Origin of the sequence: Aurantimonas sp. A2-1-M11 (assembly GCF_036549475.1) — a bacterium.
GTDB lineage: Bacteria > Pseudomonadota > Alphaproteobacteria > Rhizobiales > Rhizobiaceae > Aurantimonas.
Map to the genome: position 1 here is coordinate 22,034 of NZ_JAZHLI010000039.1, position 21,163 is coordinate 43,196.

Annotated in this window: 21 protein-coding genes; 10 read left to right on the top strand and 11 right to left on the bottom strand. The window is 62.4% G+C overall.

Going from position 1 to position 21,163, the window contains the following annotated elements; translation table 11 throughout:
• Nucleotides 1-9 precede the first annotated feature (9 nt).
• From VQ042_RS16565 to VQ042_RS16580, 4 genes are read right to left on the bottom strand one after another with little or no spacing between them, the layout of a single operon-like run.
• Nucleotides 10-1,080, bottom strand: coding sequence for an ABC transporter ATP-binding protein (locus tag VQ042_RS16565; RefSeq protein WP_331821260.1), 1,071 nt, complete (start codon nucleotides 1,078-1,080; stop codon nucleotides 10-12).
• 3 nt (nucleotides 1,081-1,083) lie between these two features.
• Nucleotides 1,084-2,595: a xylulokinase gene (xylB, locus tag VQ042_RS16570; RefSeq protein ID WP_331821262.1), complete on the bottom strand. Its 1,512-nt coding sequence runs from the start codon at nucleotides 2,593-2,595 to the stop codon at nucleotides 1,084-1,086.
• Nucleotides 2,596-2,883: a hypothetical protein gene (locus VQ042_RS16575; protein WP_331821264.1), complete on the bottom strand. Its 288-nt coding sequence runs from the start codon at nucleotides 2,881-2,883 to the stop codon at nucleotides 2,596-2,598.
• A gap of 2 nt (nucleotides 2,884-2,885) precedes the next feature.
• Nucleotides 2,886-4,172, bottom strand: coding sequence for an FAD-binding oxidoreductase (locus tag VQ042_RS16580; protein ID WP_331821266.1), 1,287 nt, complete (start codon nucleotides 4,170-4,172; stop codon nucleotides 2,886-2,888).
• Nucleotides 4,173-4,265: 93 nt separating this feature from the next.
• On the opposite strand from VQ042_RS16580, the gene VQ042_RS16585 reads away from it, so the two are divergent.
• From VQ042_RS16585 to VQ042_RS16595, 3 genes are all read left to right on the top strand, one after another.
• Nucleotides 4,266-4,475, top strand: coding sequence for a hypothetical protein (locus VQ042_RS16585; RefSeq protein ID WP_331821268.1), 210 nt, complete (start codon nucleotides 4,266-4,268; stop codon nucleotides 4,473-4,475).
• A 192-nt stretch (nucleotides 4,476-4,667) separates the two neighbouring features.
• Nucleotides 4,668-5,756: an isocitrate/isopropylmalate dehydrogenase family protein gene (locus VQ042_RS16590; protein WP_331821270.1), complete on the top strand. Its 1,089-nt coding sequence runs from the start codon at nucleotides 4,668-4,670 to the stop codon at nucleotides 5,754-5,756.
• A complete protein-coding gene (locus tag VQ042_RS16595; RefSeq protein WP_331821272.1) occupies nucleotides 5,753-6,085 on the top strand; it encodes a putative quinol monooxygenase in 333 nt (110 codons plus the stop codon). Before VQ042_RS16590 ends, VQ042_RS16595 begins: the two co-directional genes overlap by 4 nt.
• Nucleotides 6,086-6,174: 89 nt before the next feature.
• Here the strand turns inward: VQ042_RS16595 and VQ042_RS16600 are convergent, their stop codons facing one another.
• Genes VQ042_RS16600 through VQ042_RS16610 form a run of 3 tightly spaced genes read right to left on the bottom strand, consistent with a single transcriptional unit; the run spans nucleotide 6,175 to nucleotide 8,976 of the window.
• Nucleotides 6,175-6,879: a GntR family transcriptional regulator gene (locus VQ042_RS16600; protein ID WP_331821274.1), complete on the bottom strand. Its 705-nt coding sequence runs from the start codon at nucleotides 6,877-6,879 to the stop codon at nucleotides 6,175-6,177.
• Nucleotides 6,876-7,931 (bottom strand): Gfo/Idh/MocA family protein, encoded by a 1,056-nt coding sequence (locus tag VQ042_RS16605; RefSeq protein WP_331821276.1) that lies wholly within the window; start codon nucleotides 7,929-7,931, stop codon nucleotides 6,876-6,878. The genes VQ042_RS16600 and VQ042_RS16605 overlap by 4 nt, the downstream gene beginning before the upstream one ends.
• Nucleotides 7,932-7,956: 25 nt before the next feature.
• On the bottom strand, nucleotides 7,957-8,976 hold the full coding sequence (locus VQ042_RS16610) for an SMP-30/gluconolactonase/LRE family protein (protein ID WP_331821278.1): 1,020 nt from the start codon (nucleotides 8,974-8,976) through the stop codon (nucleotides 7,957-7,959).
• A 138-nt stretch (nucleotides 8,977-9,114) separates the two neighbouring features.
• Here VQ042_RS16610 and VQ042_RS16615 point away from each other — a divergent pair, with 138 nt between their 5' ends.
• From VQ042_RS16615 to VQ042_RS16640, 6 genes are all read left to right on the top strand, one after another.
• Nucleotides 9,115-10,122, top strand: coding sequence for a Bug family tripartite tricarboxylate transporter substrate binding protein (locus VQ042_RS16615; RefSeq protein WP_331821280.1), 1,008 nt, complete (start codon nucleotides 9,115-9,117; stop codon nucleotides 10,120-10,122).
• Nucleotides 10,123-10,212: 90 nt separating this feature from the next.
• Entirely contained in the window at nucleotides 10,213-10,977 is a 765-nt protein-coding gene (locus tag VQ042_RS16620; protein ID WP_331821282.1) for a tripartite tricarboxylate transporter TctB family protein, read from the top strand.
• A 9-nt stretch (nucleotides 10,978-10,986) separates the two neighbouring features.
• The gene (locus VQ042_RS16625) at nucleotides 10,987-12,531 is read left to right on the top strand and encodes a tripartite tricarboxylate transporter permease (RefSeq protein ID WP_331821284.1); all 1,545 of its coding nucleotides are present in this window, start codon (nucleotides 10,987-10,989) and stop codon (nucleotides 12,529-12,531) included.
• 361 nt (nucleotides 12,532-12,892) lie between these two features.
• On the top strand, nucleotides 12,893-13,858 hold the full coding sequence (locus VQ042_RS16630) for a TRAP transporter substrate-binding protein (RefSeq protein ID WP_331821286.1): 966 nt from the start codon (nucleotides 12,893-12,895) through the stop codon (nucleotides 13,856-13,858).
• Nucleotides 13,859-13,942: 84 nt separating this feature from the next.
• A complete protein-coding gene (locus VQ042_RS16635; RefSeq protein ID WP_331821288.1) occupies nucleotides 13,943-14,494 on the top strand; it encodes a TRAP transporter small permease in 552 nt (183 codons plus the stop codon).
• Entirely contained in the window at nucleotides 14,494-15,771 is a 1,278-nt protein-coding gene (locus VQ042_RS16640) for a TRAP transporter large permease (protein WP_331821290.1), read from the top strand. Before VQ042_RS16635 ends, VQ042_RS16640 begins: the two co-directional genes overlap by 1 nt.
• A 306-nt stretch (nucleotides 15,772-16,077) precedes the next feature.
• Here VQ042_RS16640 and VQ042_RS16645 read toward each other — a convergent pair whose 3' ends face one another.
• Together VQ042_RS16645 and VQ042_RS16650 are read right to left on the bottom strand one after the other, a co-directional pair.
• The gene (locus VQ042_RS16645) at nucleotides 16,078-16,266 is read right to left on the bottom strand and encodes a fasciclin domain-containing protein (RefSeq protein WP_331821292.1); all 189 of its coding nucleotides are present in this window, start codon (nucleotides 16,264-16,266) and stop codon (nucleotides 16,078-16,080) included.
• Between the two features lie 260 nt (nucleotides 16,267-16,526).
• On the bottom strand, nucleotides 16,527-17,843 hold the full coding sequence (locus tag VQ042_RS16650) for an SDR family oxidoreductase (protein WP_331821294.1): 1,317 nt from the start codon (nucleotides 17,841-17,843) through the stop codon (nucleotides 16,527-16,529).
• Between VQ042_RS16650 and VQ042_RS16655 the strand changes: the two genes are divergently transcribed.
• Complete coding sequence (locus tag VQ042_RS16655) at nucleotides 17,727-19,343, top strand: alpha-amylase family protein (RefSeq protein ID WP_331821296.1); 1,617 nt, start codon at nucleotides 17,727-17,729, stop codon at nucleotides 19,341-19,343. The genes VQ042_RS16650 and VQ042_RS16655 overlap by 117 nt on opposite strands.
• Before the next feature lie 298 nt (nucleotides 19,344-19,641).
• Here the strand turns inward: VQ042_RS16655 and ligD are convergent, their stop codons facing one another.
• Nucleotides 19,642-20,706: a non-homologous end-joining DNA ligase gene (ligD, locus tag VQ042_RS16660; protein WP_331821298.1), complete on the bottom strand. Its 1,065-nt coding sequence runs from the start codon at nucleotides 20,704-20,706 to the stop codon at nucleotides 19,642-19,644.
• A gap of 295 nt (nucleotides 20,707-21,001) precedes the next feature.
• On the bottom strand, nucleotides 21,002-21,163 hold a 162-nt coding region (locus VQ042_RS16665), incomplete at its 5' end, for a transposase (RefSeq protein ID WP_331821300.1).

A 21,163-nucleotide genomic window follows, 5' to 3' on the forward strand; every position in this document is an offset into this window, starting at 1 on the left:
TGCCGCGCCCTAGAGCGCCTGACCGCCAGTTGCATCGAAGAAGTGCATTTTCTCTGGCGGGATTCCGATGTCTCTGGTGTCGTCGATGCGAATGGTGTCGTCGCGGTCGACAACGGCGCGCAACGACTGGCCGCCGACATCGATGGCTGCCACGGTCTGTGCGCCCATCTGTTCGACAAGGACGATCGCGGCAGGAATGCCGCCCGAACCGGTAAAGCCCATGTGCTCCGGGCGAATGCCGAGGGTGACGGGATTTCCGGTCGCAACGGAATCGAGACGGCCCGCTGGAATCGGCAGCGAGAACGCCGCGTGATGGAAGCGGCGCAGGCCGGCATCCTCGCGGATTTCCCCCTCGACGAAGTTCATCTCCGGCGAGCCGATGAAGCTTGCGACAAAACGGTTGGCCGGGCGATCGTAGACCTCCAGCGGCGCACCGACCTGCTGCACTTCACCGTCCTTCATGACCACGATCCGGTCGCCAAGAGTCATCGCCTCGACCTGGTCGTGAGTGACGTAGATCATGCTGGTACGAATGCGCCGATGCAGATTTGCGATTTCCTCCCGCATCCGCACCCGTAACTTGGCATCGAGGTTGGACAGCGGCTCGTCGAGCAGGAAGACCGCCGGCTCGCGTACCATGGCGCGGCCAAGCGCGACGCGTTGCATCTGCCCGCCCGACAATTGCTTCGGCTTGCGGTCCAGCAGTGACTCGATGCCGAGCATGCCGGCGGCCCATCGCACGCGCCGATCGATCTCGGCCGCAGGTACCTTCGCCATCGTCAGGCCGAAGGACAGGTTCTTGTAGATCGTCTTGTGCGGATAGAGCGCGTAGTTCTGGAAGACCATCGCAACGTCACGGCCGCGCGGTTCCAGATGCGTGACATTGCGATCGCCGATCGTGATCTCGCCGGAGGTGACCTCTTCAAGTCCGGCGATCATTCGCAGTGTCGTGGATTTTCCGCATCCCGAGGGACCCACGAGAACGATGAACTCGCCGTCCTCGAAGGATAGGTTGACGGACTTCACCGCATGAAAGCCGCCATAGTGCTTGTCGACATTCCTGAGAACGACCTGGCCCATCTGTCAGCCTCCGACTGCGACGTGGTGAAGACGGTGGTTGATGTCGGCAAGCCGTGACTGAGCATCCTTGTAGATGCCGAACATCTCGGTGTACGTCGCGGCGCTGGCCGGATCCGGCTCGTGACGGGCCGCGATCCCGACGCAAGCGCGAGCCGCTGAGATCTCGTCCGCGAAGACCCCGGCGCCGACGCCGGCCAGCAGCGCTGCCCCGAACGACGCATCGGTCACGGCGGGCATGCTGATCGGCATGGCCAGAACATCGCAGACGATCTGTCGCCAGAGCGCGCTCTTCGAGCCGCCGCCGACGATCCGCGCCTCGCTCATGTCCAGCCCCTGCGCACGGAGTGCGGACAGGCAGTCACGCAGGGAATATGCGATGCCCTCATAGAGGGCCCGCGTCAGATGAGCCTGGCCGTGAGACATGGTGAGGCCGATGAAGTCGGCTCGCAGCAGCGGGTCCCAGTAGGGTGAGCGCTCCCCGTTGAGATAGGGGTGGAACAGCAGCCCTTCGGATCCGGCGGCGATGTCGGCAGCAGCGCGATCATAATGCGCGAATGCGCGATCGTCCGTGGCGGCGAAGACGCTGTCCCGCAGCCATTTGTGCGCGGAGGCACAGCTGTTTGTGGCAACGATCGTGTACCAGAGGCCGGGTACTGCATAGGGATAGTTGATCAGGGTCGAGTGAATGGTCGGTGCGGCCGCCACCACGCTGACGGTCGCAGCCGTGGCGAGCTTGACGCAGCCCGCACCACTTTCCACCGCGCCGGCACCGAAGGACTCAATCGAGGTGTCGGATGTACCGCAAACGACCTTGGTGCCGACCGCGAGACCTGTCTCCGCGGCGGCCCTCGAGCCGACGGTACCGATGATGTCGGTGGGCGACACGACAGGCGGCAGCGTGTCGAGCCGCCAATTTATAAGATCGCAGATCTCGCGCGACCAGCAGTCATTGCCGGCATCATAGAGAAGCGTCCCGATGGCATCGGTGCGGTCCGTGTGCCATTCACCGGTCAGCCGGAAGCGGAGGTAATCTTTCGCGACCATCAGCTTCCGGGTTTTCCGGCCGATGTCCGGCTCGTGCTTCTGAAGCCATGCGAGTTGCGGCAGCGTCCAGGTCGGATTCGGCTGGTTGCAGCCTGTGGCGAGGATCATCTCTCCATGTCGCTCGCTCAGATGTCGCGCCTCAGCACCACTGCGCTGATCACTCCAGAGGATCGCTGGTCGAAGCGGCCGGTCTGCCTCGTCGAGGAGAACCGGGGTATGGGCACCTGCGCTGAAGCTGACGGCCGCCACATCCGCTCCGGAGAGCCCGGCTTCCCGCAGGGCGCGTGGCACCGTGGCACACATGGCCACATACCAATCGTCGGGATCCTGCTCGGTCCAGCCCGGCTTCGGGTGACGCGTCGCAATTTCCATGGACGCGTCACCGACAACGCGTCCATCCGCGCTGATGATCGTCGTCTTGACGCTGCCGGCCCCGATATCGACGCCCATGAGATGATTGCTGATCGTCATTCAGGCGTCCACAGTCTCGAGCGCGGCCAGGAAGGTGCGAAGCTCCGCCGGAATGTCGTATCCATACACGCATGCCGGACGACACAATTCGGCAACCCGGGTCTCCGACAGCTTCGCGACCACGTCGGGATCGGCGCGGACATAGCCTTCTTCCACAGCGACGGCGAGATAAGACAGGGCCGACGGAAGAAGCGTCTCCAAATGGCTGTCGGATGTCTCGGGAACAGCGCCCCGGCAAGGGTTCGGGCAATAGCTGCAGATGCGAAGTGAGTTGATGCGATCGCTCATGATTACGCCTCGCTCTCGCTGCGCCGGCGAAGGGCGAGTTTTCCGGGATTGCAAACATTGTTCGGGTCGAGCGCGTCCTTGATCGCCTGCAGGACGCCGTGGCCGTGGCCAAGCTCCTCCGGAAGCCAGGGATTGCGGAATGAACCGGCGCCATGGTGATGGCTGATGCTTCCGCCCTTGGCGATGCAAATGCTCTGCGCCTGTCGCCACGCTTCCTTGTGCAGGCGCAGACCTTCCTCATCACTGAGTGCGGGGAACCTGACCGTCATGTACTGACAGGCACCTTCCGGATACACGTGCGACCAGTGAGCGCCGAAATGCGCATCGGGATGCAGGGCCCGGATCGCACCACCGATTTCCTCGTACAGCGCCGAGAGTTCGGTCCAGTTGCCGGTGATCTCGATCGTGTCCATGAAGTAGTTGTTCGCCTGAAATTTTGGCGAATAGGACTGGTATCGTGACGCCTTCCATTTTTCGTATGGAGCCAAGTCGTCCGACAGCGCTGCGCCCTGGCGGGTGCAGATGTCGAGGGCGAGCCTGCGTTCGGCGCCCACGATGTCCGGATGCCCCGCAAATACCAGCACGCAAAGGAACGGTCTGGTGTCGAATGGTGCTGCCCGACCGGTCCGCTCCTGCGATTCTGCAAGGTCGTAGAGACGAGCAATCTCCGGGCGCAATTCCGACTGGGTGATCTCGCGCAGCGCGTTCCATGCGGACGGAAGATCGGGGAAGGCGACGACAGCGGGAACCCGGGTCTTGGGCATCCGCCAGATCCGCAGGGTGAGTTCGGTGATGATCCCGAGCGTGCCTTCGGAGCCCACCAGGACATCGCGCAGACCGGGGCCCACAGCACGGCGCGGTAGCGGCCGGACCTCCATGATTTCGCCGTCCGGCATGACGGCGCGCAGCCCGACGACGATGTCCTCGATCTTTCCGTATTTCGAGGAAGCCTGCCCCGCGCCGCGACAGGCCGCCCAACCACCGACCGTCGACATGTACATGGACTGGGGATAGTGGCCGGCGGTCCATCCTTCACGATTGAGCGCTTCCTCGAAGCGCCCCCCGTTCATGCCGGCCTGTACCGTCACAAGCCCGTTCACGGTATCCATCGCGCGGATCTCGTCGAGACGTTTCAGGTCGATCATCACCTCGCCGTTCAGGGGCAGGGCCCCTCCGACGACGCCGGATCCCGCGCCGTAGGGAATGAGCGGGAAGCCGTTCTCGTTCGCCGCCTTAACAAGCTGTGCGACTTCTGCCTCGCTTCCCGGCTGAACGATTGCCCGCGGCATCGCTTCGGGTGTCCGTCCGGATCGGAAGCTGAATGTGGCGATGGGGGTGCGGTCCCGACTGTATGCCAGACGATCGGCGAAGGAGGCGCTGGTATGCCCGGCTCCGACGATGGCTTCGATCGCGCCTTGCCAGCGGGGCGAGTGATCGTCTTTCTTTGCCTGCTCGGCGGCAATTTCCAGCATTTTCCATTCCTGCGCTTCTGCGATGATGTTGTCACGATAAACGTAAAAACGATTCAGTCAATCGTTTTACCAGATCCGAAGAGGAAGCATTTGGCCGTATCCGACAGGCTACGGGTCTGAGACCCGATCTCGTTCGGAAAGACGTCGCATGCAGCTTCAACTCCTGGAAAATCGCTCCCAGCTGCTTCGTTGCTCTTCAGAAGCGTTTGCCGCACTGCATCCTCCAGTCTCATTTAATGCATGCATTGACGCATTCATTAAATGAGACTACGCCGTAGACAGTGGCGAGGCAGTGGCGACAGGAGTATTCGGATGAGTGATCTGCAGATCGTGGTGCTTCCCGGTGACGGAATCGGCGTCGAGGTAATGGAAAGCGGTCTGGCCGTTTTGGATGCCCTGGAGGCGCGCTGCGGCTTTCGCATTGCCCGTAATCAGCATCCGGGCGGGGCGGCCTATTTCAAGCAAACCGGCATCGCCTTGACCGACGAGGCTTCGCAGGCGACGAGAACCGCAGATGCGATCCTGTTCGGTGCCATGGGGCTGCCCGACATCCGCTATCCCGACGGCACTGAGATCGCACCGCATCTCGAGATGCGCCGGGAATTCGGCCTCTACGCCGGTGTTCGTCCCGTCAGGCACCTTCCCAATACGCCCAGCCCGCTCGTCGATCCGCGCGCCAAGGACATCGATCTCGTCATTATCCGCGAATCGACGGAAGGCCTGTTCTACTCCCGCGGCAAGGGCACGGTGGAAAACGACAGTATCGCACGCGAGACCATGGTCATCACGCGCGCGACCACCGAGAAGCTTTTCGACTTCTCCTTCCGTCTCGCCGAGCGGCGCCAGAAGCTGCGAAACAGACCGGGCCGCGTTACCTGCGTCGACAAGTCGAACGTGTTCGTCGCGATGGCCTTCTTCCGCAAGATCTTCCGCGAAAGGGCGGCGAACTTTGCAGGCGTCGAGGCGGACGCCGCCTATGTCGATGCCACGGCACTGGATCTGATCCGCAAGCCTTGGGACTTTGACGTCATGGTCATGGAGAACATGTTCGGCGACATAATCTCCGATCTCGGCGGTGGACTGGTCGGCGGCATGGGCCTGGCGCCCTGCGCCGAGATCGGCGACGAGCATGCGCTGTTCCAGCCGAGCCATGGCAGCGCGCCCGACATCGTGGGCACTGGCAAGGCCAATCCGACGGCCATGCTCCTGTCGACAGCGATGATGCTCGACTGGCTCGGCGCGCGTCACAAGCTGGAGAAGCTGACCGAAGCCTCGCTCATCCTCGAAGACGCGATAGATCGGGCCTATGCGGAACGGATCCGGCCATTCGAGTTCGGCGGGAGCGACGGCACCAGCGAGATCACCCGCGCCGTGATCGAGGAAATCGGAGCGGCGAAATGAGTGACGGTCCCGAGACGGATCGCGCCGCGCCTTACGTCATTCTCGTCGAATTCGCGCTGGCGGTTGGGGCCGATGCGGCGTTCGAGGCCCTGATCTTGGAGAATGCCCGCCGCTCGCTCTCCGACGAGCCCGGTTGCCGCGTCTTCGACGTTTGCGCCAAGGCCGACGACGCCTATTCCATCGTGCTTTACGAGGTGTATGCCGATCGCGCCGCCTTCGATGCGCATCTGGCTGCGCCGCACTTCAAGGCGTTCGATGAGGCCTCCGCGGCGCTGGTAACCGGCAAGCGCGTGACCGAGCTCACGCTTCTGACTGGCGCGTCGGGCTGATCGCCCGCGACGGGGCGTGGCGGGCGAGGGGGCTCGCCACGCCGGTCCGGAATGGGGTGTCGAACCGGCAGCCCGGAGTTTTGCAGTCTCTAGAGCTGCGTCAAACCGTAATCCCGCAGCAGACCGACCAGCATCCGGCCGTTGCGGAACCTGTGTTCGCGGTGAATCTGCCTGGCGGCATCGGCGTCACGCCGTTCGATCGCGTCGAGCAGTGCTTCATGGTCCTCGTTCGAGCCCACGGGCTTGGGTCGCAACCGCAGGGTCAGCATGCGGACGCGATGGGACTGGGCAAGGAATTGCGAAACGAGGGCGCGCAGGCGCCGGTTCGGGCAGTTCTCCATTAGCAGCCGATGGAAATGGTCGTCGGACTGTGCCCAGGCCAGAAGGTCTTCCGTCTTCAGCGCCGCGTCCATGTCGTCGACGGCCTGGCGCATGGACTGCATGGCTTCGTCCGTGATGCCCTCGCGCGCGATCTCTTCCGCGGCCTCCGATTCCAGCGCCGTCAGGATCTGGTAGATTTCCTGCATGTCGTCGGCCGAGACCGGCAGCACCCGCATGCCGTGTCGCGGCTTGATCTCCACCATGCCTTCCTCGGCCAGTCGGATCATCGCCTCGTGGATCGGCGTACGGCTCATTGCCAGAAGAACCGACAGTTCCTTTTCCAGGACATGCGTGCCGGCGGGCATTTCGTTGTTCAGGATCAGCCTGCGGATCTCGCGATACGCCCGTTCGGCGTAGGAGATCCGCTCATCCGCGACGGATCCGGTTGCGCCAGTCTCTGTCGCAGTTGTCACAAGGCACCTTCCGCAAAAGAATCATCTCGTACCGTCTTTAACATTCCATCGCCGGCCGAGGCATAGATCGCCGCTTCAATCCGCAGATTGGCCAGATAGTCCGCAGCTGTGTTGACGACAGGTGTGCCCTGCAGGAGATGGTCGACAACATGGCGTTGCAAGGCAAGAACGCTGTCGCCGGCAAATCCCTCCATGTTCCGCTCGTAGGCGATCTCGCTCTTCACGTTGGTGCCGAAGGAGCGGAAGAACAGGCGGCCATAGCCGTCGAGCCTGATCGTGCCCTCCGAACCCTCGACCAGCATCTCCCCCATGGTCAGGCGGCGGTCGTCGGCGAGATGATCCCCGAGCCTGTTGCCGTCGAACATGGCGCGGACGCCGTTCGCGAATTCGAACAGGATGAAACCCGCATCCTCGCCGGCGATCACGGGGTTCAGGCGGGTGAGCCGCGCCATTACCGCGTCCACCGGCCCGAACAGGTAGCGGAACGTGTCGACGAAGTGGATTGCGGTCTCATGGACGAGGAACCGCTCCATCTTCTGGAAATAGGGCTGTCGGTCGAGATAGGCGCGTGGCCCCTGCCCATCGCCGGGACGCATGCGGAATCCAGCCTGGTAGACGGTGCCGACCCGTCCGGCTTCGATCTGGCGGCGGATCTCCCGATACCACGGCTGGAAACGGAAATTCTCGTGCACCACGAGCAGCGTCTGCGCGTCGGCCGCAAGCTTGGCCGCCTCTTCGGCCTCGGAGATACCAGTGCAGAAGGCTTTCTGGCAGACCGTCGGGATCTTCCGTCCCGTGGTCTTGCGGATCAGCTCCAGATGCGTGTGCGGCGGCGTGATGATATCAACGAGATCCGGACGCACCGTGTCCAGCATGGCGTCGACGTCGGTGTAGACGTTAGGAACCGACCAGCGATCGGCATACTCGCGCGCCTTCGCCGCGTCCTGATCGCAAACCGCGACAAGCGACGCATCGTCGATGCGCGACCAGGCGTCGTGGTGAAAGCGGCTGAAATAGCCGGCGCCGATGGTCGCGACACGAAGTTTGCTCATGGGCGGGGTTCCTTGGCGATGGGTGTCATGATGGCGTCGGTGCCAGGGCGGGCAAATCGGCGATCCGCCGCTGCAGCGCATCGATGGGCAGGGCCCAGTGCACAGGCGCAGCGCCTGCGATCGGGCACTCGAAGCTTGCGATGGACTCCCCTTGCAGGCAGCCGAGATAGGCGACCCTGAGGTCCGGCCCGCCGAAGGCGAGACTGGAGATCGCCCGCAGCTTGCGGCTCTTCATCGTGTCGAGATGCGACCGCTCGATGCTGTTCGTGGCGTAGGCCTCCTCCACATGCGCGACGTGATCGGGATCGGCGTCTTCCAGGACGAGAGTCTGCTCGCCGTCGGGGCTGACCCTGATCACACGGTTGCTGACGATGCTCGTGATCCAGAGATGACCTTCGCAATCGAATGTCATGCCGTCGGGGTAGGTGCCCGGGCCAAAGGAGGTGACCACGTGCTGCCCATGCAGCCCGCCGTCTCGGATGGTGAATCGGGTCAGGCGCCGCGCGAACGTCTCGTTGACGTAGAGATGGCGTCCGTCCGGGCTGACGAGGCACTCGTTGCTGAAGCCGATCCCGTCGGCGACGATCCTGGCGCGGCCATCCTCGACGAGAACGATGAAGCCGTCCGCGACATCGCCGCGGGCTGCAAGGTGGCGTGGCATCATGCGGGTGCTGACCGTCACCCACATGCGGCCGGCCGCGTCCAGATGCACGAAATTGGCCGGCGGCAGCGGTGCGCCCTCGACTTCGAGCAGGACTGGCTCCGTCATGCCGTCGGGGTGGAGGCGCCAGACCCCGCCGGTCTCCGCGCCGAGCTCGGTTAGAAGGATGCTGCCGCCACGTTCCAGCGCGATGCCGTTGGGCCGCAATGGCCGCGGTGGATTGCGCGCCAGATGCCGACTGACCCGTCCGGAGGGCTCGATGATCGCGACGCCGCCCCCGTCGGTCCAGTCGGCCGTGAGCAGTAAGCCGGACTGGTGGGTCAGGACGCATTCGGGCCGGTTCAGCCCGTGCCCGTGAAAGGTGATCCCGGAAAGACTGAGCATCAAACGACCTCGACAAGGATATGAAAGAGCAGTATCCTATTCGTAGACTAATACATAAGCGCATACAATGTATGGAAATTGCTCCGACTGGGAGGTTGGAGGGATGCCGAGTAGAAGTCTTAACGGGAGGAAAATCATATGCTTGACTGGAAAATTGCGGGAGCTGTAGCGCTCCTGACCGGTGCCTTGGCAATGCCCGCAGCGGCGCAGGATTACCCGGATCGGGATATCTCCAATGTCGTCGTCTGGGCGGCGGGCGGTGGCACCGATACGCTCAACCGTCTGATCTCGGCAGAGATGCAGGACGATCTCGGCGTCAATATCAATGTCTCCAACCGCACCGGCGGTGTCGGTGGTTCGGTCGGGATGAGCTACGTTCATTCGCAGCCAGCCGATGGCTACACGCTGGCCGGCATTTCGGAATCGGTTGTTACGGCCGGTGTGCAGGGCGGCTGGGATCAGCGTATGGACGTATGGGACTTCTTCCTCGTCGGCGGTTCGCCGGAAATCATCTCGGTGTCGGCGAACGCGCCGTACCAGACCCTTGAGGAGGTGATCGCGGCGGCCAAGGAAGCGCCCGGTACAATTCGCGCCGGCGCGAGCGCAGCCGGCTCGATCCATCATCTCAATTTACTGGCCCTGCAAAAGGGTACGGGGGCAGAGTTCAATTTCATTCCGTACACTGGCTCGGCTCCGGCGCAGAATGCCGCGATCTCCGGCGAGGTTACTTTGGTCGTTACTTCGCTCGCCGAACAGCAGCAGCTGATCCAGGCCGGACGCTTGCGGCCGCTGGCCATGCTCGTGCCGGACGCGACCGAACTCGACGGTATCGGCACCATCCCTTCGGCCTTCGATGCCTATCCGGGGCTGACGGACACGCTGCCGATCAAGCAGGCGATCGGCCTGGCGGTGCGGGCGGATACGCCTGACGACGTGAAGGCCAAGCTCACCAGCGCCTTTGATGCAGCGATGGCTTCCGATGCCGTCGTCAAATGGGCCGCGGACAACCACTATACCCTCTCCGGCCTGACCGGCGAGGAGGCGAGTGCTGAAATGAACCGGCTGGAATCGCTGTTCGCCTGGACGCTCGACGATCTCGGCGCGACGACCGTCAGCCCGGAGAAGCTGGGCATTCCGCGTCCGTAACGGCTTCCGGACCGACGCGACAAAAGGGGCGGGGGGGCAATGCCGCTCCGCTTCCGGCAAATACGAATATCGTGAGGAGCGTTGCAGGGCATGGATCCAAATCGCTCGCTGAAGGACGCACGCGCAGATTTCTGGGCAGGCCTCGTCATTCTAGGCTCGGCGACAGCCATGCTCGCAGGGTCGCTCTCCTATCCCCTACAAGGCACTTACGCGGGCGTGCGCAATGCCTGGTACGTTTCGCCGGCCCTGTTTCCGCTCATCATTGCCACCGGCCTGATCGTTCTCAGCCTGATGCTTCTGGCGCGGGCGCGCAGGAATGGCGGGACCGAAGCGGCCATGGCCTCGATCCGGCATCTGCGTCCAGGCCGCATGTCCGAGCGCAGCGCCACCTTCTGGCTGACCGCCGCGCTGCTCGTGGGCTATGTCTACGGCCTTGTTCCGCGCGTCGACTTCGTCGCCGCAACGGCGCTGTTCCTGCTGGCCTTCACGACTCTCTTCCACCTGACCGCCTCCGCAGCCAGCAGGCTGATCCTCGCCTTGTTCTTCATTGTCGTCCTGGCCATCGGAGGGGCGGCATCTCTCGGCTACGAGACCGGTATACGGACATCCGGTGCCCTGATCGTCGACGCGGCCATCTGGCTGGCCGTCTTCGGTGCCAGCGCCATGCTCCTGGTGGTCGACCGCACGCCCGAGGATGTCGCCCGACATGCACGGCAATGCGTCGTCCTCAGCCTCCTGGCGCCTTTGATCCTCGGCATCGTGTTCAAATACGGGCTCCTGGTGCCGCTCCCTCACGAAGGACTGACGATCGTGGGAACCGATCACGTCCGGGCGCTGCTCCGCTCCACCTTCTAGGCGATCCTCATGTGGCTCATCGATTCCTTTGGTTCGTTCTTTGCCGCTCTCGGCGGGCTGCTGGCGAACCCGTCGAACTGGATCATCCTCATGGGATCCAGCTTGTTGGGGATTGTCTTCGGGGCTTTGCCGGGGCTGACGGCGACCCTCGGCGTCGGACTGCTGGCGACGCTCACCTATGGCTTCGATCTGGACGTGGCCCTCATCGCACTCCTGGCAATGTACGTGGGGGCGGTCTATGGCGGCTCCTATTCCGCCATCCTGATGAACATTCCAGGCACCGCAGCCTCCGCCGCGTCAGCCCTCGACGGCTATCCCATGGCGCGACGGGGCGAAGGCGGTCGCGCCCTGGGACTAACCACGACGGCTTCCTTCATCGGGACCATCCTTGGCATGCTCGCGCTGGTCGTCTCGGCGCCGCTGATCGTCGAGCTGGCATTGCAGTTCACCTCCTACGAATTCTTTGTCCTCGCCCTGTTCGGCATCCTGATCTCCGGAACCTTGACCAGCCCCGACCTTGTCCTCAAGGGCTGGATCGCAGGTTTCATTGGGCTGGCGCTCTCAACGGTCGGGCGCGATCTCCTAATGTTTTTCCCGCGCTTCACCTTTGGTTTCCCGGAGCTGGATTCCGGCCTTGAGGTCGTACCGGTTCTCATCGGCGCCTTCGCCGTTCCGCAGATCATCCGGTCCCTGCAGGAGCGGCACATCGCCGGGCCGATCCAAAAGGTCGGTCGGGTCCTGCCCGACTTCGGGACTATCTTCCGCAACCTTCGCCATATCGTTCGCTCCGGTCTGATCGGCGTCGGCATTGGCGCGGTTCCCGGCATCGGTGAGGACATTGCCGGCTGGGTGTCCTACGGCACCGCCAAGAGCATTTCGAAGACGCCGGAAAATTTCGGCAAGGGCGAGCCCGCCGGGCTCATATCCGCGGAGACCGCCAACAATGCCTGTATCGGCGGTGCGCTGATCCCGTTGGTCACCCTTGGTATTCCCGGTAGCCCGCCGGCTGTGATGCTGCTCGGCGCGCTCATGCTGCATGGGCTGACGCCGGGACCAATGGTCTCCATCGAGCGTCCCACATTCCTGACCGAACTGGCCGCGATCATGGTACTGGCATCGCTGGCCATGTGGCTGAACGGCATTTTCCTCGCCCGGCAGGTGATCCGGGTGCTCAGCATCCCGACCACCCTCTTCATGCCGATCGTCGCCGTGGTCAGCGTACTGGGCTCCTATGCACTCGGTCTCAGCATCTTCAACCTTTATCTGATGATTCTGGTCGGGCTCGCTGCCTATCTCCTGACTGAGATGGAGTATCCCATTGCACCGCTGGTGATCGGGGTGATCCTTGGACCGATGGCCGACACCAATCTTCGCCGCGCGCTGATGGTGGGGCAGGGCGACATCACCGGCTTCTTCTTGCGGCCGGTCAGCCTCATCCTGATCCTTGCCATCGTGCTGATGGTGCTGTTGCAGCTTCCCGCCTATCGCCGCATGCGCCAGCGGCAGAACGAGTGGCTTCGACGAGCCTGGTCGCGCGTTCGCCGCCGGGCCTGAGCACAGACCTCGGCCTCGAGGGGGGAGTTGCTGTCCCGGCTGACGGCATTTCGCATAACGCCCGACCCGATACCGGCGCCGAAGTTGGCGATTTCCTGATCGCCGCCACGGAGCTGACCGATCCTACAAAATTTGCAGATTCCCCGAACCTCGCCCCGCGCGGCTGTTGTCGCACAATCTGGAATTGGCGCTCGGATCGGCATCTCGGATTTCATTACGTATGCATTGACGAATGCGTTGGCTTATAGACATACTGTGGAATGGGTTGCGCGGAGAAGCGTATCGGCGGCTGACAGCGTGCACGTCGTATTCCGCTTCCTCTCAGTTTGTGGCCCATCAAGCTCTAGGGAGGAGATCGATCATGAAAAAAACAACGGTCGCAATGGCCATGCTGCTGAGTGGAGTGCTCTCAGCACAGACCGAGGCACGCGAGATCAGCCTGGCGCATCTTGCGCCCATCAACGACCCACGCCATGAAACCCTCGTCGAGTTCGCTGAGCAGGTGAAGGACGAGACTGATGGCGAGATCACCATCAAGATCTTTCCGAACTCTACTCTGGGTAAGGATCGCGAGGTTTTCGAGCAGCTGCAGGGCGGCCTGACCGAACTCGCCCTCAACGGCGAGATCGTGTCGAACTTCTATCCGAAATGGTCCATCATCAACTTACCCTACTTTTGGCGCGATCAGGATCACCTGAACACCTTTCTTTCCAGCGATACTGCGCAAGGTTGGGTGGGCGACATGGCCGAGCAAACCGATGTCCGTACGCTCGCCTTTCTCAATCGCAATCCGCGTATTCTTGCCACCAAAGAGACCGAGGTGAATTCGGTCGAGGACATTCAGGATCTGAAAATCCGGGTCCCTCGCATCGACATCTACATGGATACTTGGCGGGCTTTCGGCGTGCAGCCGACGCCCTTGTCGTCTTCAGAATTCTTCCTGGCGCTGAAGACCGGCACGGTCGATGGCATGGAGAACCCGATCGAAGTCATGCATGATTGGAAAATCTATGAGGTGGCCAAGAACCTCTCACTGACAGAGCACATGCAGACGCGGCTCTTCCTGAACGCCAGCACGAAGTTTCTCGACAGCCTGAGTGAAGAGCATCGTAAGGTGATTGTGGACGCGGCAGTCGACGCCGAACGCCGGCACGCGGAAAAAATGAGCCAGATGAGCGGCGAATATGTTGAACTGCTGCGTGAGCAGGGCATGACAATCGTCGAGGACCCTGACGTGTCGGGGTTCAAAGAGCGTGCCGATGAGGTCCACGAGGCCTATCGTGACGTGATTGGCAATGATGTGTTCGAGGCTGCCAAGTCCATGTAGCCCCTTTGGCGGAACGCGCGGCCGACGCCGGCGCGTTCCGCCAATCTGTCCTTTAGACACCTGCTGCGCTCGAGAGGCGAACACATGCCATTGTCCACCGCGGACCTACCAGGGCCGGCGCGCGCGCTCGCCGTGCTCAACCGTCTGGTCACGTTCGTAATCATCATTGCCTTTCTCGCCATGGTGTCGTCGGCTTGGCTGCAGGTCATCTCCCGCTATTTCTTCGGCTACTCGCTCGGCTGGACCGAGGAGGTGGCCCAGATCTCGCTGTTCTGGGTGACGTTCATGACGGCGGCGCATCTGGCTGCCGGTCGGCGGCTGATGAAGGTGGACGCCTTTCTCGTGCTGGCCCCTCCTCGCATGCGCCTGGCGCTCTCCGCGCTGATGCAGTTCGTTGCGGCGCTGGGTTTCGCCTATCTCGCCTGGCTGGGTATCCGGTTGATGGGGCTGGCCGCGAACCAGACCTCGACGGCGCTGAAAATTCCCTATTCCGCCATCTATCTGAGCCTGCCTGCGGGTGTCGGCATTCTCGTCCTGCATCTGTTGATCCACGCGGTCCACGATGCCCGTCATGCTCTGCGCGGCGACATCCGGGCTGATGATCCGACCGCATCGCGCGATCTGAGGGATCAGTAATGACCTTTCTCCTCGTCTTCTTCTTGCTCCTGGCGGCAGGCATGCCAATCGCTGCGGTCATGGTGGTGGTCGGTCTTGCCTATGTGGTGCTGGTCATGGGCATGGACCCGCTGATCGCCGCCCAAAGGGTAGCGACCGGTATCGACTCCTTCCCGCTACTGGCCATCCCGTTCTTCATGCTTGCAGCCGAGCTGATGAACCATGCCGGGATCACCGACCGCATCTTCCGCCTCGCCAAGGCGATCGTCGGGGCCGTGCCCGGCGGGCTCGGCCATGTGAATGTCGTTGCCAGCATGCTCTTTGCCGGCATGTCCGGATCGGCTGTGGCCGATGCTGGCGGGCTCGGAAAGATCGAGATCAAGGCGATGAGGGAGGACGGCTACGATGTCGAATTCGCTGCTGCCCTGACTGCAGCGTCATCGACGATCGGACCGATAATCCCGCCAAGCATCTCTTTCGTCATCTACGGCCTGACGGCGGGCGTATCCATCGGCGGCCTTTTCGCTGCGGGGCTCGTCCCGGGCCTTCTCATGGGCGGCGCGCTGATGGTGATGGTCGCCATCTATTCGGTGAGAAGGGGTTATGGTCGCTCCCAACCGTTCACTTTCGTAGAACTCGGCGCTTCCTTCACTCACGCGTTCCTCGCGCTGATGACGCCGGTTATCATCATCGGCGGCATTCTGGGCGGCGTGTTCACGCCGACCGAAGCGGGAGCGTTTGCCGTTCTGTATGCCTTTATTCTCGGGAAGTTCGTTTATCGCACCGTTCGCTGGAGCGACGTACCGGAATTGGTGATGGAGACGGCGCGCAGTTCGGCAAACGTCCTGTTTATCATCGCTGCGAGCGCCCTCCTGGGGTGGATCCTGACCGCCGAGCAAATTCCCATTCATTTGGCCGAGGCCATTATCGGCTTCTCGGCCGAACCGTGGGTGTTCCTGCTGCTGGTGAACCTGATTCTGTTCGTCTTGGGCTGCTTTATGGCGTCGGCACCGGTGATCATCATGCTTGCGCCGGTGCTCTTGCCCTCGGCGACTCTTCTAGGGATCGATCCAATTCACCTGGGCGTCGTCATGGTGCTGAATCTGATGATCGGGTTGATCACGCCGCCGGTGGGGCTGTGCCTCTTCGTGGTGGCGGATGTGGCGCAGCTGCCGGTCGCTCGATTGGCACGCGCGTTGGTACCGTTCTTCATTCCGTTGGTCGTGGTCCTCTTGCTGGTGACCTACATTCCGCAGCTGACCCTCACCTTCCCGGCGCTGCTCGGATATGGTGGGTAACGGCCTGCTAAACCGTGGTGGGCCTGCTGTCTTCTCTGCCACGCGCGCCGGATCGGAGACGCCGGAGCGCCAATGGCCGCCAGATGGTGACCGAAGCCGCCATTTCTTGCCCTCGTCCCAGCCGGTGCCCGCCTGCCGGCACCGCGGAATCTGTCTTCGGACTCTTATCAACTGTCAGATTTTGTCCACTCTCGCGGGCTTCAGGCCCTTCTTGTCCGTAACCGCGTCATCCGGAACGATGCCGCTGAGGTTCAATACGTAGGCTCAGACCGCGTAGATCTCATGGGGGGGCGTGGTCTGGGGCCTTCATTTCGGCATCAGAATAAAGTCGATGACGTGCACCGCACCGTTCGACCGCATCAAGTCTGCCTTGGTAACCTCCGCTCCGCCGCCGCTTTTATCGATGACGTCGAGCAGGTCTCCGTCCATATTCAGCGGGAGCATAGCGTCCTCGACAGTGGTACAATTGTGCGCACCGCTGTCCTCCTTGATCATCTTTATCGCCTCCGACGAGGTTGCAGCAGCCGATGGGCCGAAATCGGCATATGAGCGATCTTATTGCGGACTTCGTCAACAGTCACCATAGATGCGAATTTCGCTGATCGTGAGCGTCGATTCATTCCATCGTGAGCGCTGATTTCAGACGATCGTGATGCGCATTTCGCACGCATGCGCCATTCTCCCCTGTCGATCCTGGTGTGCGAGCGCGATGGGCGGGCCGGAGCCGGACAGGGCGCAGCAGAGAGAAGCGGCTTTTATCGAAGTCTCTTTCGATCTGCTGGGCTCCTTCTGAGGGTCTTGAGAATCACTGCCAACCCCAACGCCCCGATGGTCGCCAAGCCGAGCTTAATTGCTGTCCGATCGCTCTGAGTGAGAACGAGTAGCCTGCGGTTCGAAGCGCGGCTGGAAAAGCGGCCTCGGGCGCTGGAATGGCCTGGCGCCGGTGCGAAGAGATTGGCCGGGGCGTCGGGATTCCTGGGCTCTTTGGTCAATTGGCCGCTATAGCCCTTACGCGCGAGAAAGCGGTCGAGAAGGCCCGGCGCAACCATGTTGCCGAGGATCGCCCGGATACTGGAATGGCCGATCCAGGCCTCGCGGGTGCCGCTCTCGGCCGCTTCGAAGATCGCCCTCGCGACGGTCTCCGGCTGGAAGATTGGCGGCACCGGTTGCGCCCGCCACGGGGTCTTGTTCAGCGACCAGTCAAACTGAGGCGTGTTCACCGCCGGCAACTGGCAGACGACGACGCGAATATCGAGGCCATCATGGATGATCTCTGATCGCAGCGAGTCGGAAAAAGCGCGGATCGCCGCCTTGGCCGCGCAATAGGGCGCCTGCAGCGGCACCGAACGGTAGCCGAGGGCGGAGCCGATATTAACAATCGTGCCACGCCCGTGCCGTCGCATGCGCTTCAGGGCGGAGAGCATGCCGTGGACCTGGCCGTGATAGGTGACATCGGTCGCGCGGCGGACCTCCTCGGCGGTCAAATCTGCGACCGGTGAGAACACCGTCGCCATGGCGACATTGACCCAGGTGTCGATCGGTCCGAGTTCGGTTTCCACCCGGGATGCCGCTTCGTCCACCGCCGCTGCATCGGCAACGTCCGTCGGAACCGCGACAGCCCGCCGTCCGGTCGCTTCGATCTCAGCGGCAAGATCTTGGAGGCGTTCGCGGCTGCGGGCGAGGAGGCCGACGTCATAGCCGTTCCTGGCAAATTCGAGCGCTACGGCGCGACCGGCACCTGCTCCCGCACCGGTGATCACGGCAACCTTGGGCATGAGCGACCCCACGAGTGTCTTTCGCAACGTTCCTGCTGCAGCCAACTGTCGGAATTGCACCAAGCCGGCCACCATGGCTAACGTAGACCCTCGGCAACCGACATCCATTGGGACGCCATATATTGTTGAACTCGAACGTCCCCGTGCGCGCTGGTCGAAATCTCGACCACAGGAGGCCCGATGCTGAATCTCTGGTACAAAAACGCCGTCATCTACTGCGTTGACGTCGACGCGTTCCTCGACTCCGATGGCGACGGCATCGGCGACTTTCGGGGCCTGGCCGACCGCCTCGACCACATCGAGGCACTTGGGGCAACCTGCATCTGGCTCTTGCCCTTCTACCCCACGCCCGACCGCGACAACGGCTATGACATCACGGATTATTACGGCGTCGATCCGCGGCTGGGCAACCTCGGGCATTTCGTAGAGTTCGCCAACGCAGCACGAGACCGGGGACTGAAGGTGATCGTTGATCTGGTGGTCAACCACACCTCGATCGATCACCCCTGGTTCCAGGCAAGCCGGGCGGGCCACCCAGTCTATCGCGACTGGTACCTGTGGAGCAAAGAGAAGCCGAAGGACGCCGACGAAGGGGTGATCTTTCCCGGTGTCCAAGAATCCACATGGACCTTCGACCAGAAGCGCAAGGCCTACTATTTCCACCGCTTCTACAAGCACCAGGCCGACCTCAACATCGCCAATCCGGCGGTGCGGGAGGAGATCCAGCGCATCATGGGCTTCTGGCTGGAACTCGGCGTGTCGGGCTTCAGGATCGATGCCGTACCGTTCATCATAGAGGACCTGAAGAAGCCCGGTGATGGTCTATCGCCCTTCGACTACCTGACCGAGATGCGTCAGTTCCTCTCCTGGCGGCGGGCCGAGGCGATCCTCCTCGCCGAGGCCAACATTCCGATGAGCAAGGCCCAAGACTATTTCGGCGATGGGGATCGGCTCAATCTCATTTTCAATTTTCCGCTCAATCAGACGCTGTTTCTGGCGCTGGCCCGCGGCGACGGAGAGCCGCTTCGATCGCTGCTTCGGAACCTGCCGGACATTCCGGAGATCGGTCAGTGGGCAACCTTCCTGCGCAATCATGACGAGATCGACCTCGGGCGCCTCTCCACCGAGGAGCGGCAGGAGGTCTTCGCTGCATTCGGTCCGGACAAGTCGATGCAACTCTACGACCGAGGCATCCGTCGACGATTTGCGCCGATGCTCGGCGGTGACGAACGCAGGATTGCGATGGCGATCAGCCTGATGCTGGCACTGCCGGGCACGCCGGTGATCTGGTACGGCGACGAGATCGGAATGGGCGATAATCTCGATCTGCCGGAGCGCAAGGCGGTGCGGACCCCCATGCAGTGGACGAGCGGTGCGAATGGTGGCTTCTCGACGGCGCCCGCCGAGGACTGCGTGCGTCAGCCCGTCGCCGATGGCCCCTTCTCCTACGCCCATGTCCATGCCAATCGCCAGAGGATAGACACGGAAAGCATCTTCTCGACATCCCAGAGGCTGATCCGCGCGCGGCGCGGCGCAAGGGAGATCGGCTGGGGCGACTGCCGCGTCGTCGACACCGGCGAGACATCGGTCGTTGCGCTTGTCGCGACATGGCGCGGAGGTAGTGTGCTGACATTGCACAATCTGGCGGACCGGCCCGTGACGATCGACTGCACAAAGATCATCGGCGATGCGGACGTCCTGCCTCTGCTGAATGCGGCGGTCGACATCAACCCAACGGACGGCGGAACGACGCTGCGCCTCGGAGCCTACGGATACGACTGGCTCCGCCTTCAGTGACGACTGAGCCCCCTCTAGATCTTGGATAGTGGCGCAACTGTCCTCGCCGTCACACCCGGAGATGTCCCGAAGTTTGTTGAATTTCGTCGAGCGGTGTCATGAGCAATTCGCCGGATGGTAAGACCGATCTCCTGAAGCCGGGCGATGAAGGGGCGCCTGGGACTACCGGAAGCGGAGAAAACTCTGTCCGGAGTGCGGAGGGACGGGCCAGAACCCGGGCGAGCCGTGCCTCCGCTGTCTTGAAACCGGAATTGTACAGGAGGGGTTGGAGGCGGTTGATGTCACCTCAGGTGCGGAACTATGGCGCGTTTCTTGCCGGTATGAGGAGGACGTCGGCATGATCCGCCGCCTCACGCAGCCCCTTGAATGACGCGTGTCGGAGCTTGCTGTCTCCGGTCCAGCCGCGGTACTCGATCTCAGCAATCAGATCGGATTGCACAAAGACGAGCTTCTTCCCGCTAGGCGCATATGGCGGCCGCTCCGTCATCATCCCGTCCAGCAATAGCTTCAGCTCGCGCACCTGGTCGCCTTTGAAGCCGGTACCGACCGAGCCGACATATTTGAGATCGTTGCCCTCTCTGGCTGCGAGAAGAAGGCTCGCGATCGCACCGCGGACCTTGCTCGACAACTCGTAGCCAATGACGACGAAGCTGTCGCTCTGGATGCACTTGATCTTGAGCCAATCGCCGCGGCGGCCGCTTCGGTACGGCTTGTCACGATGCTTCGCGATGATTCCTTCCAACCCGTGTTCGCAAGCGATCCGCAGAAGGTCGGCCCCCTCGGCGTGGACCTCTTCCGACAACCGGATGGTTCCGGTGTCACCCTGAAGCAGATCCTCAAGCAGATGCCGGCGCTCGACGAGCGCCATTCCGGTGATGTCGTGACCGTCGAAATAAAGGAGGTCGAACGCGTAAAAAACTATTTCGTCGCCGGTGATGCGCTTGCCGCCGCGTCCACCAAGCGCCTTCTGAAGCCCGGAGAAGTCCGACCGCCCTTGATCATCAAGGACCACAGCCTCACCGTCCAGAATTAGGGATGGGGCATCGAGTTCGGTCGCTGCCGATGCAATTGCAGGGAACCGGGCAGTCCAGTCATGGCCATTGCGGGTCAGCACCCGCGCCTGTCCGCGATCGAGGTGGACCGCTAGCCGGTAACCATCCCATTTCACCTCGAAGGCCCAGTCTGGACTTACCGGAGGCTCGGCCGCCAACAATGCGAGGCATGGCTCCACCCGGTCCGGCATCCGATCGAAAGGAAGCTGCGGCTGCCTGGGATTGCGCGGCCTCGGCGCCTTGCTACGGGCAACAACATCCGGCTCCTGCTGGAGGCCGATCGACTTCGGAGGACGGGGACGCTTCACCATCCTGCGATTTCGGCTGAAACCGATTAAGAGACCGTGATCTCGACGGCCGTTGCGCCCCGTGCTCCTGCCGGCATAGCTAACCGTCTCGTTTCCTATGACACCGCTAAGGAGCGTTCATGGCACTGTTGGTCGGGTTGATGCTGGTCAGTCTCCTGAGCGTTTTCCACCACGTAGCACTTCGAATACTCGACCGATCAACGGGCCGCGACCTGGTGCGCCCGAACCTGACGGTGATCGCGATCTTTCTGGGCCTGCTCGTCATCCATACGTGCGAGATCCTGCTGTATGCCGTCGCCTACGCCGTACTTCTCCGGTGGTCGGAGATGGGGGCGCTCACTGGCGAATCATCATTTTGCTCGAGCAGCAGCGCGCCGACGAGGCGCTGGATGGCCTCATCGTTGGGAAAGATGCCGACGACGTCGGTGCGCCGCTTGATCTCGCCGTTCAGCCGCTCGAT

What these genes read in the sequence shown, in the direction of transcription:
- VQ042_RS16565 (WP_331821260.1), bottom strand. Translation starts at nt 1,080, where the DNA reads ATGGGCCAGGTCGTTCTCAGGAATGTCGACAAGCACTATGGCGGCTTT.
- xylB (WP_331821262.1), bottom strand. Translation starts at nt 2,595, where the DNA reads ATGACGATCAGCAATCATCTCATGGGCGTCGATATCGGGGCCGGCAGC.
- VQ042_RS16575 (WP_331821264.1), bottom strand. Translation starts at nt 2,883, where the DNA reads ATGAGCGATCGCATCAACTCACTTCGCATCTGCAGCTATTGCCCGAAC.
- VQ042_RS16580 (WP_331821266.1), bottom strand. Translation starts at nt 4,172, where the DNA reads ATGCCGCGGGCAATCGTTCAGCCGGGAAGCGAGGCAGAAGTCGCACAG.
- VQ042_RS16585 (WP_331821268.1), top strand. Translation starts at nt 4,266, where the DNA reads ATGCCCGGCTCCGACGATGGCTTCGATCGCGCCTTGCCAGCGGGGCGA.
- VQ042_RS16590 (WP_331821270.1), top strand. Translation starts at nt 4,668, where the DNA reads ATGAGTGATCTGCAGATCGTGGTGCTTCCCGGTGACGGAATCGGCGTC.
- VQ042_RS16595 (WP_331821272.1), top strand. Translation starts at nt 5,753, where the DNA reads ATGAGTGACGGTCCCGAGACGGATCGCGCCGCGCCTTACGTCATTCTC.
- VQ042_RS16605 (WP_331821276.1), bottom strand. Translation starts at nt 7,931, where the DNA reads ATGAGCAAACTTCGTGTCGCGACCATCGGCGCCGGCTATTTCAGCCGC.
- VQ042_RS16610 (WP_331821278.1), bottom strand. Translation starts at nt 8,976, where the DNA reads ATGCTCAGTCTTTCCGGGATCACCTTTCACGGGCACGGGCTGAACCGG.
- VQ042_RS16615 (WP_331821280.1), top strand. Translation starts at nt 9,115, where the DNA reads ATGCTTGACTGGAAAATTGCGGGAGCTGTAGCGCTCCTGACCGGTGCC.
- VQ042_RS16620 (WP_331821282.1), top strand. Translation starts at nt 10,213, where the DNA reads ATGGATCCAAATCGCTCGCTGAAGGACGCACGCGCAGATTTCTGGGCA.
- VQ042_RS16625 (WP_331821284.1), top strand. Translation starts at nt 10,987, where the DNA reads ATGTGGCTCATCGATTCCTTTGGTTCGTTCTTTGCCGCTCTCGGCGGG.
- VQ042_RS16630 (WP_331821286.1), top strand. Translation starts at nt 12,893, where the DNA reads ATGAAAAAAACAACGGTCGCAATGGCCATGCTGCTGAGTGGAGTGCTC.
- VQ042_RS16635 (WP_331821288.1), top strand. Translation starts at nt 13,943, where the DNA reads ATGCCATTGTCCACCGCGGACCTACCAGGGCCGGCGCGCGCGCTCGCC.
- VQ042_RS16640 (WP_331821290.1), top strand. Translation starts at nt 14,494, where the DNA reads ATGACCTTTCTCCTCGTCTTCTTCTTGCTCCTGGCGGCAGGCATGCCA.
- VQ042_RS16645 (WP_331821292.1), bottom strand. Translation starts at nt 16,266, where the DNA reads ATGATCAAGGAGGACAGCGGTGCGCACAATTGTACCACTGTCGAGGAC.
- VQ042_RS16655 (WP_331821296.1), top strand. Translation starts at nt 17,727, where the DNA reads ATGCTGAATCTCTGGTACAAAAACGCCGTCATCTACTGCGTTGACGTC.
- ligD (WP_331821298.1), bottom strand. Translation starts at nt 20,706, where the DNA reads ATGGTGAAGCGTCCCCGTCCTCCGAAGTCGATCGGCCTCCAGCAGGAG.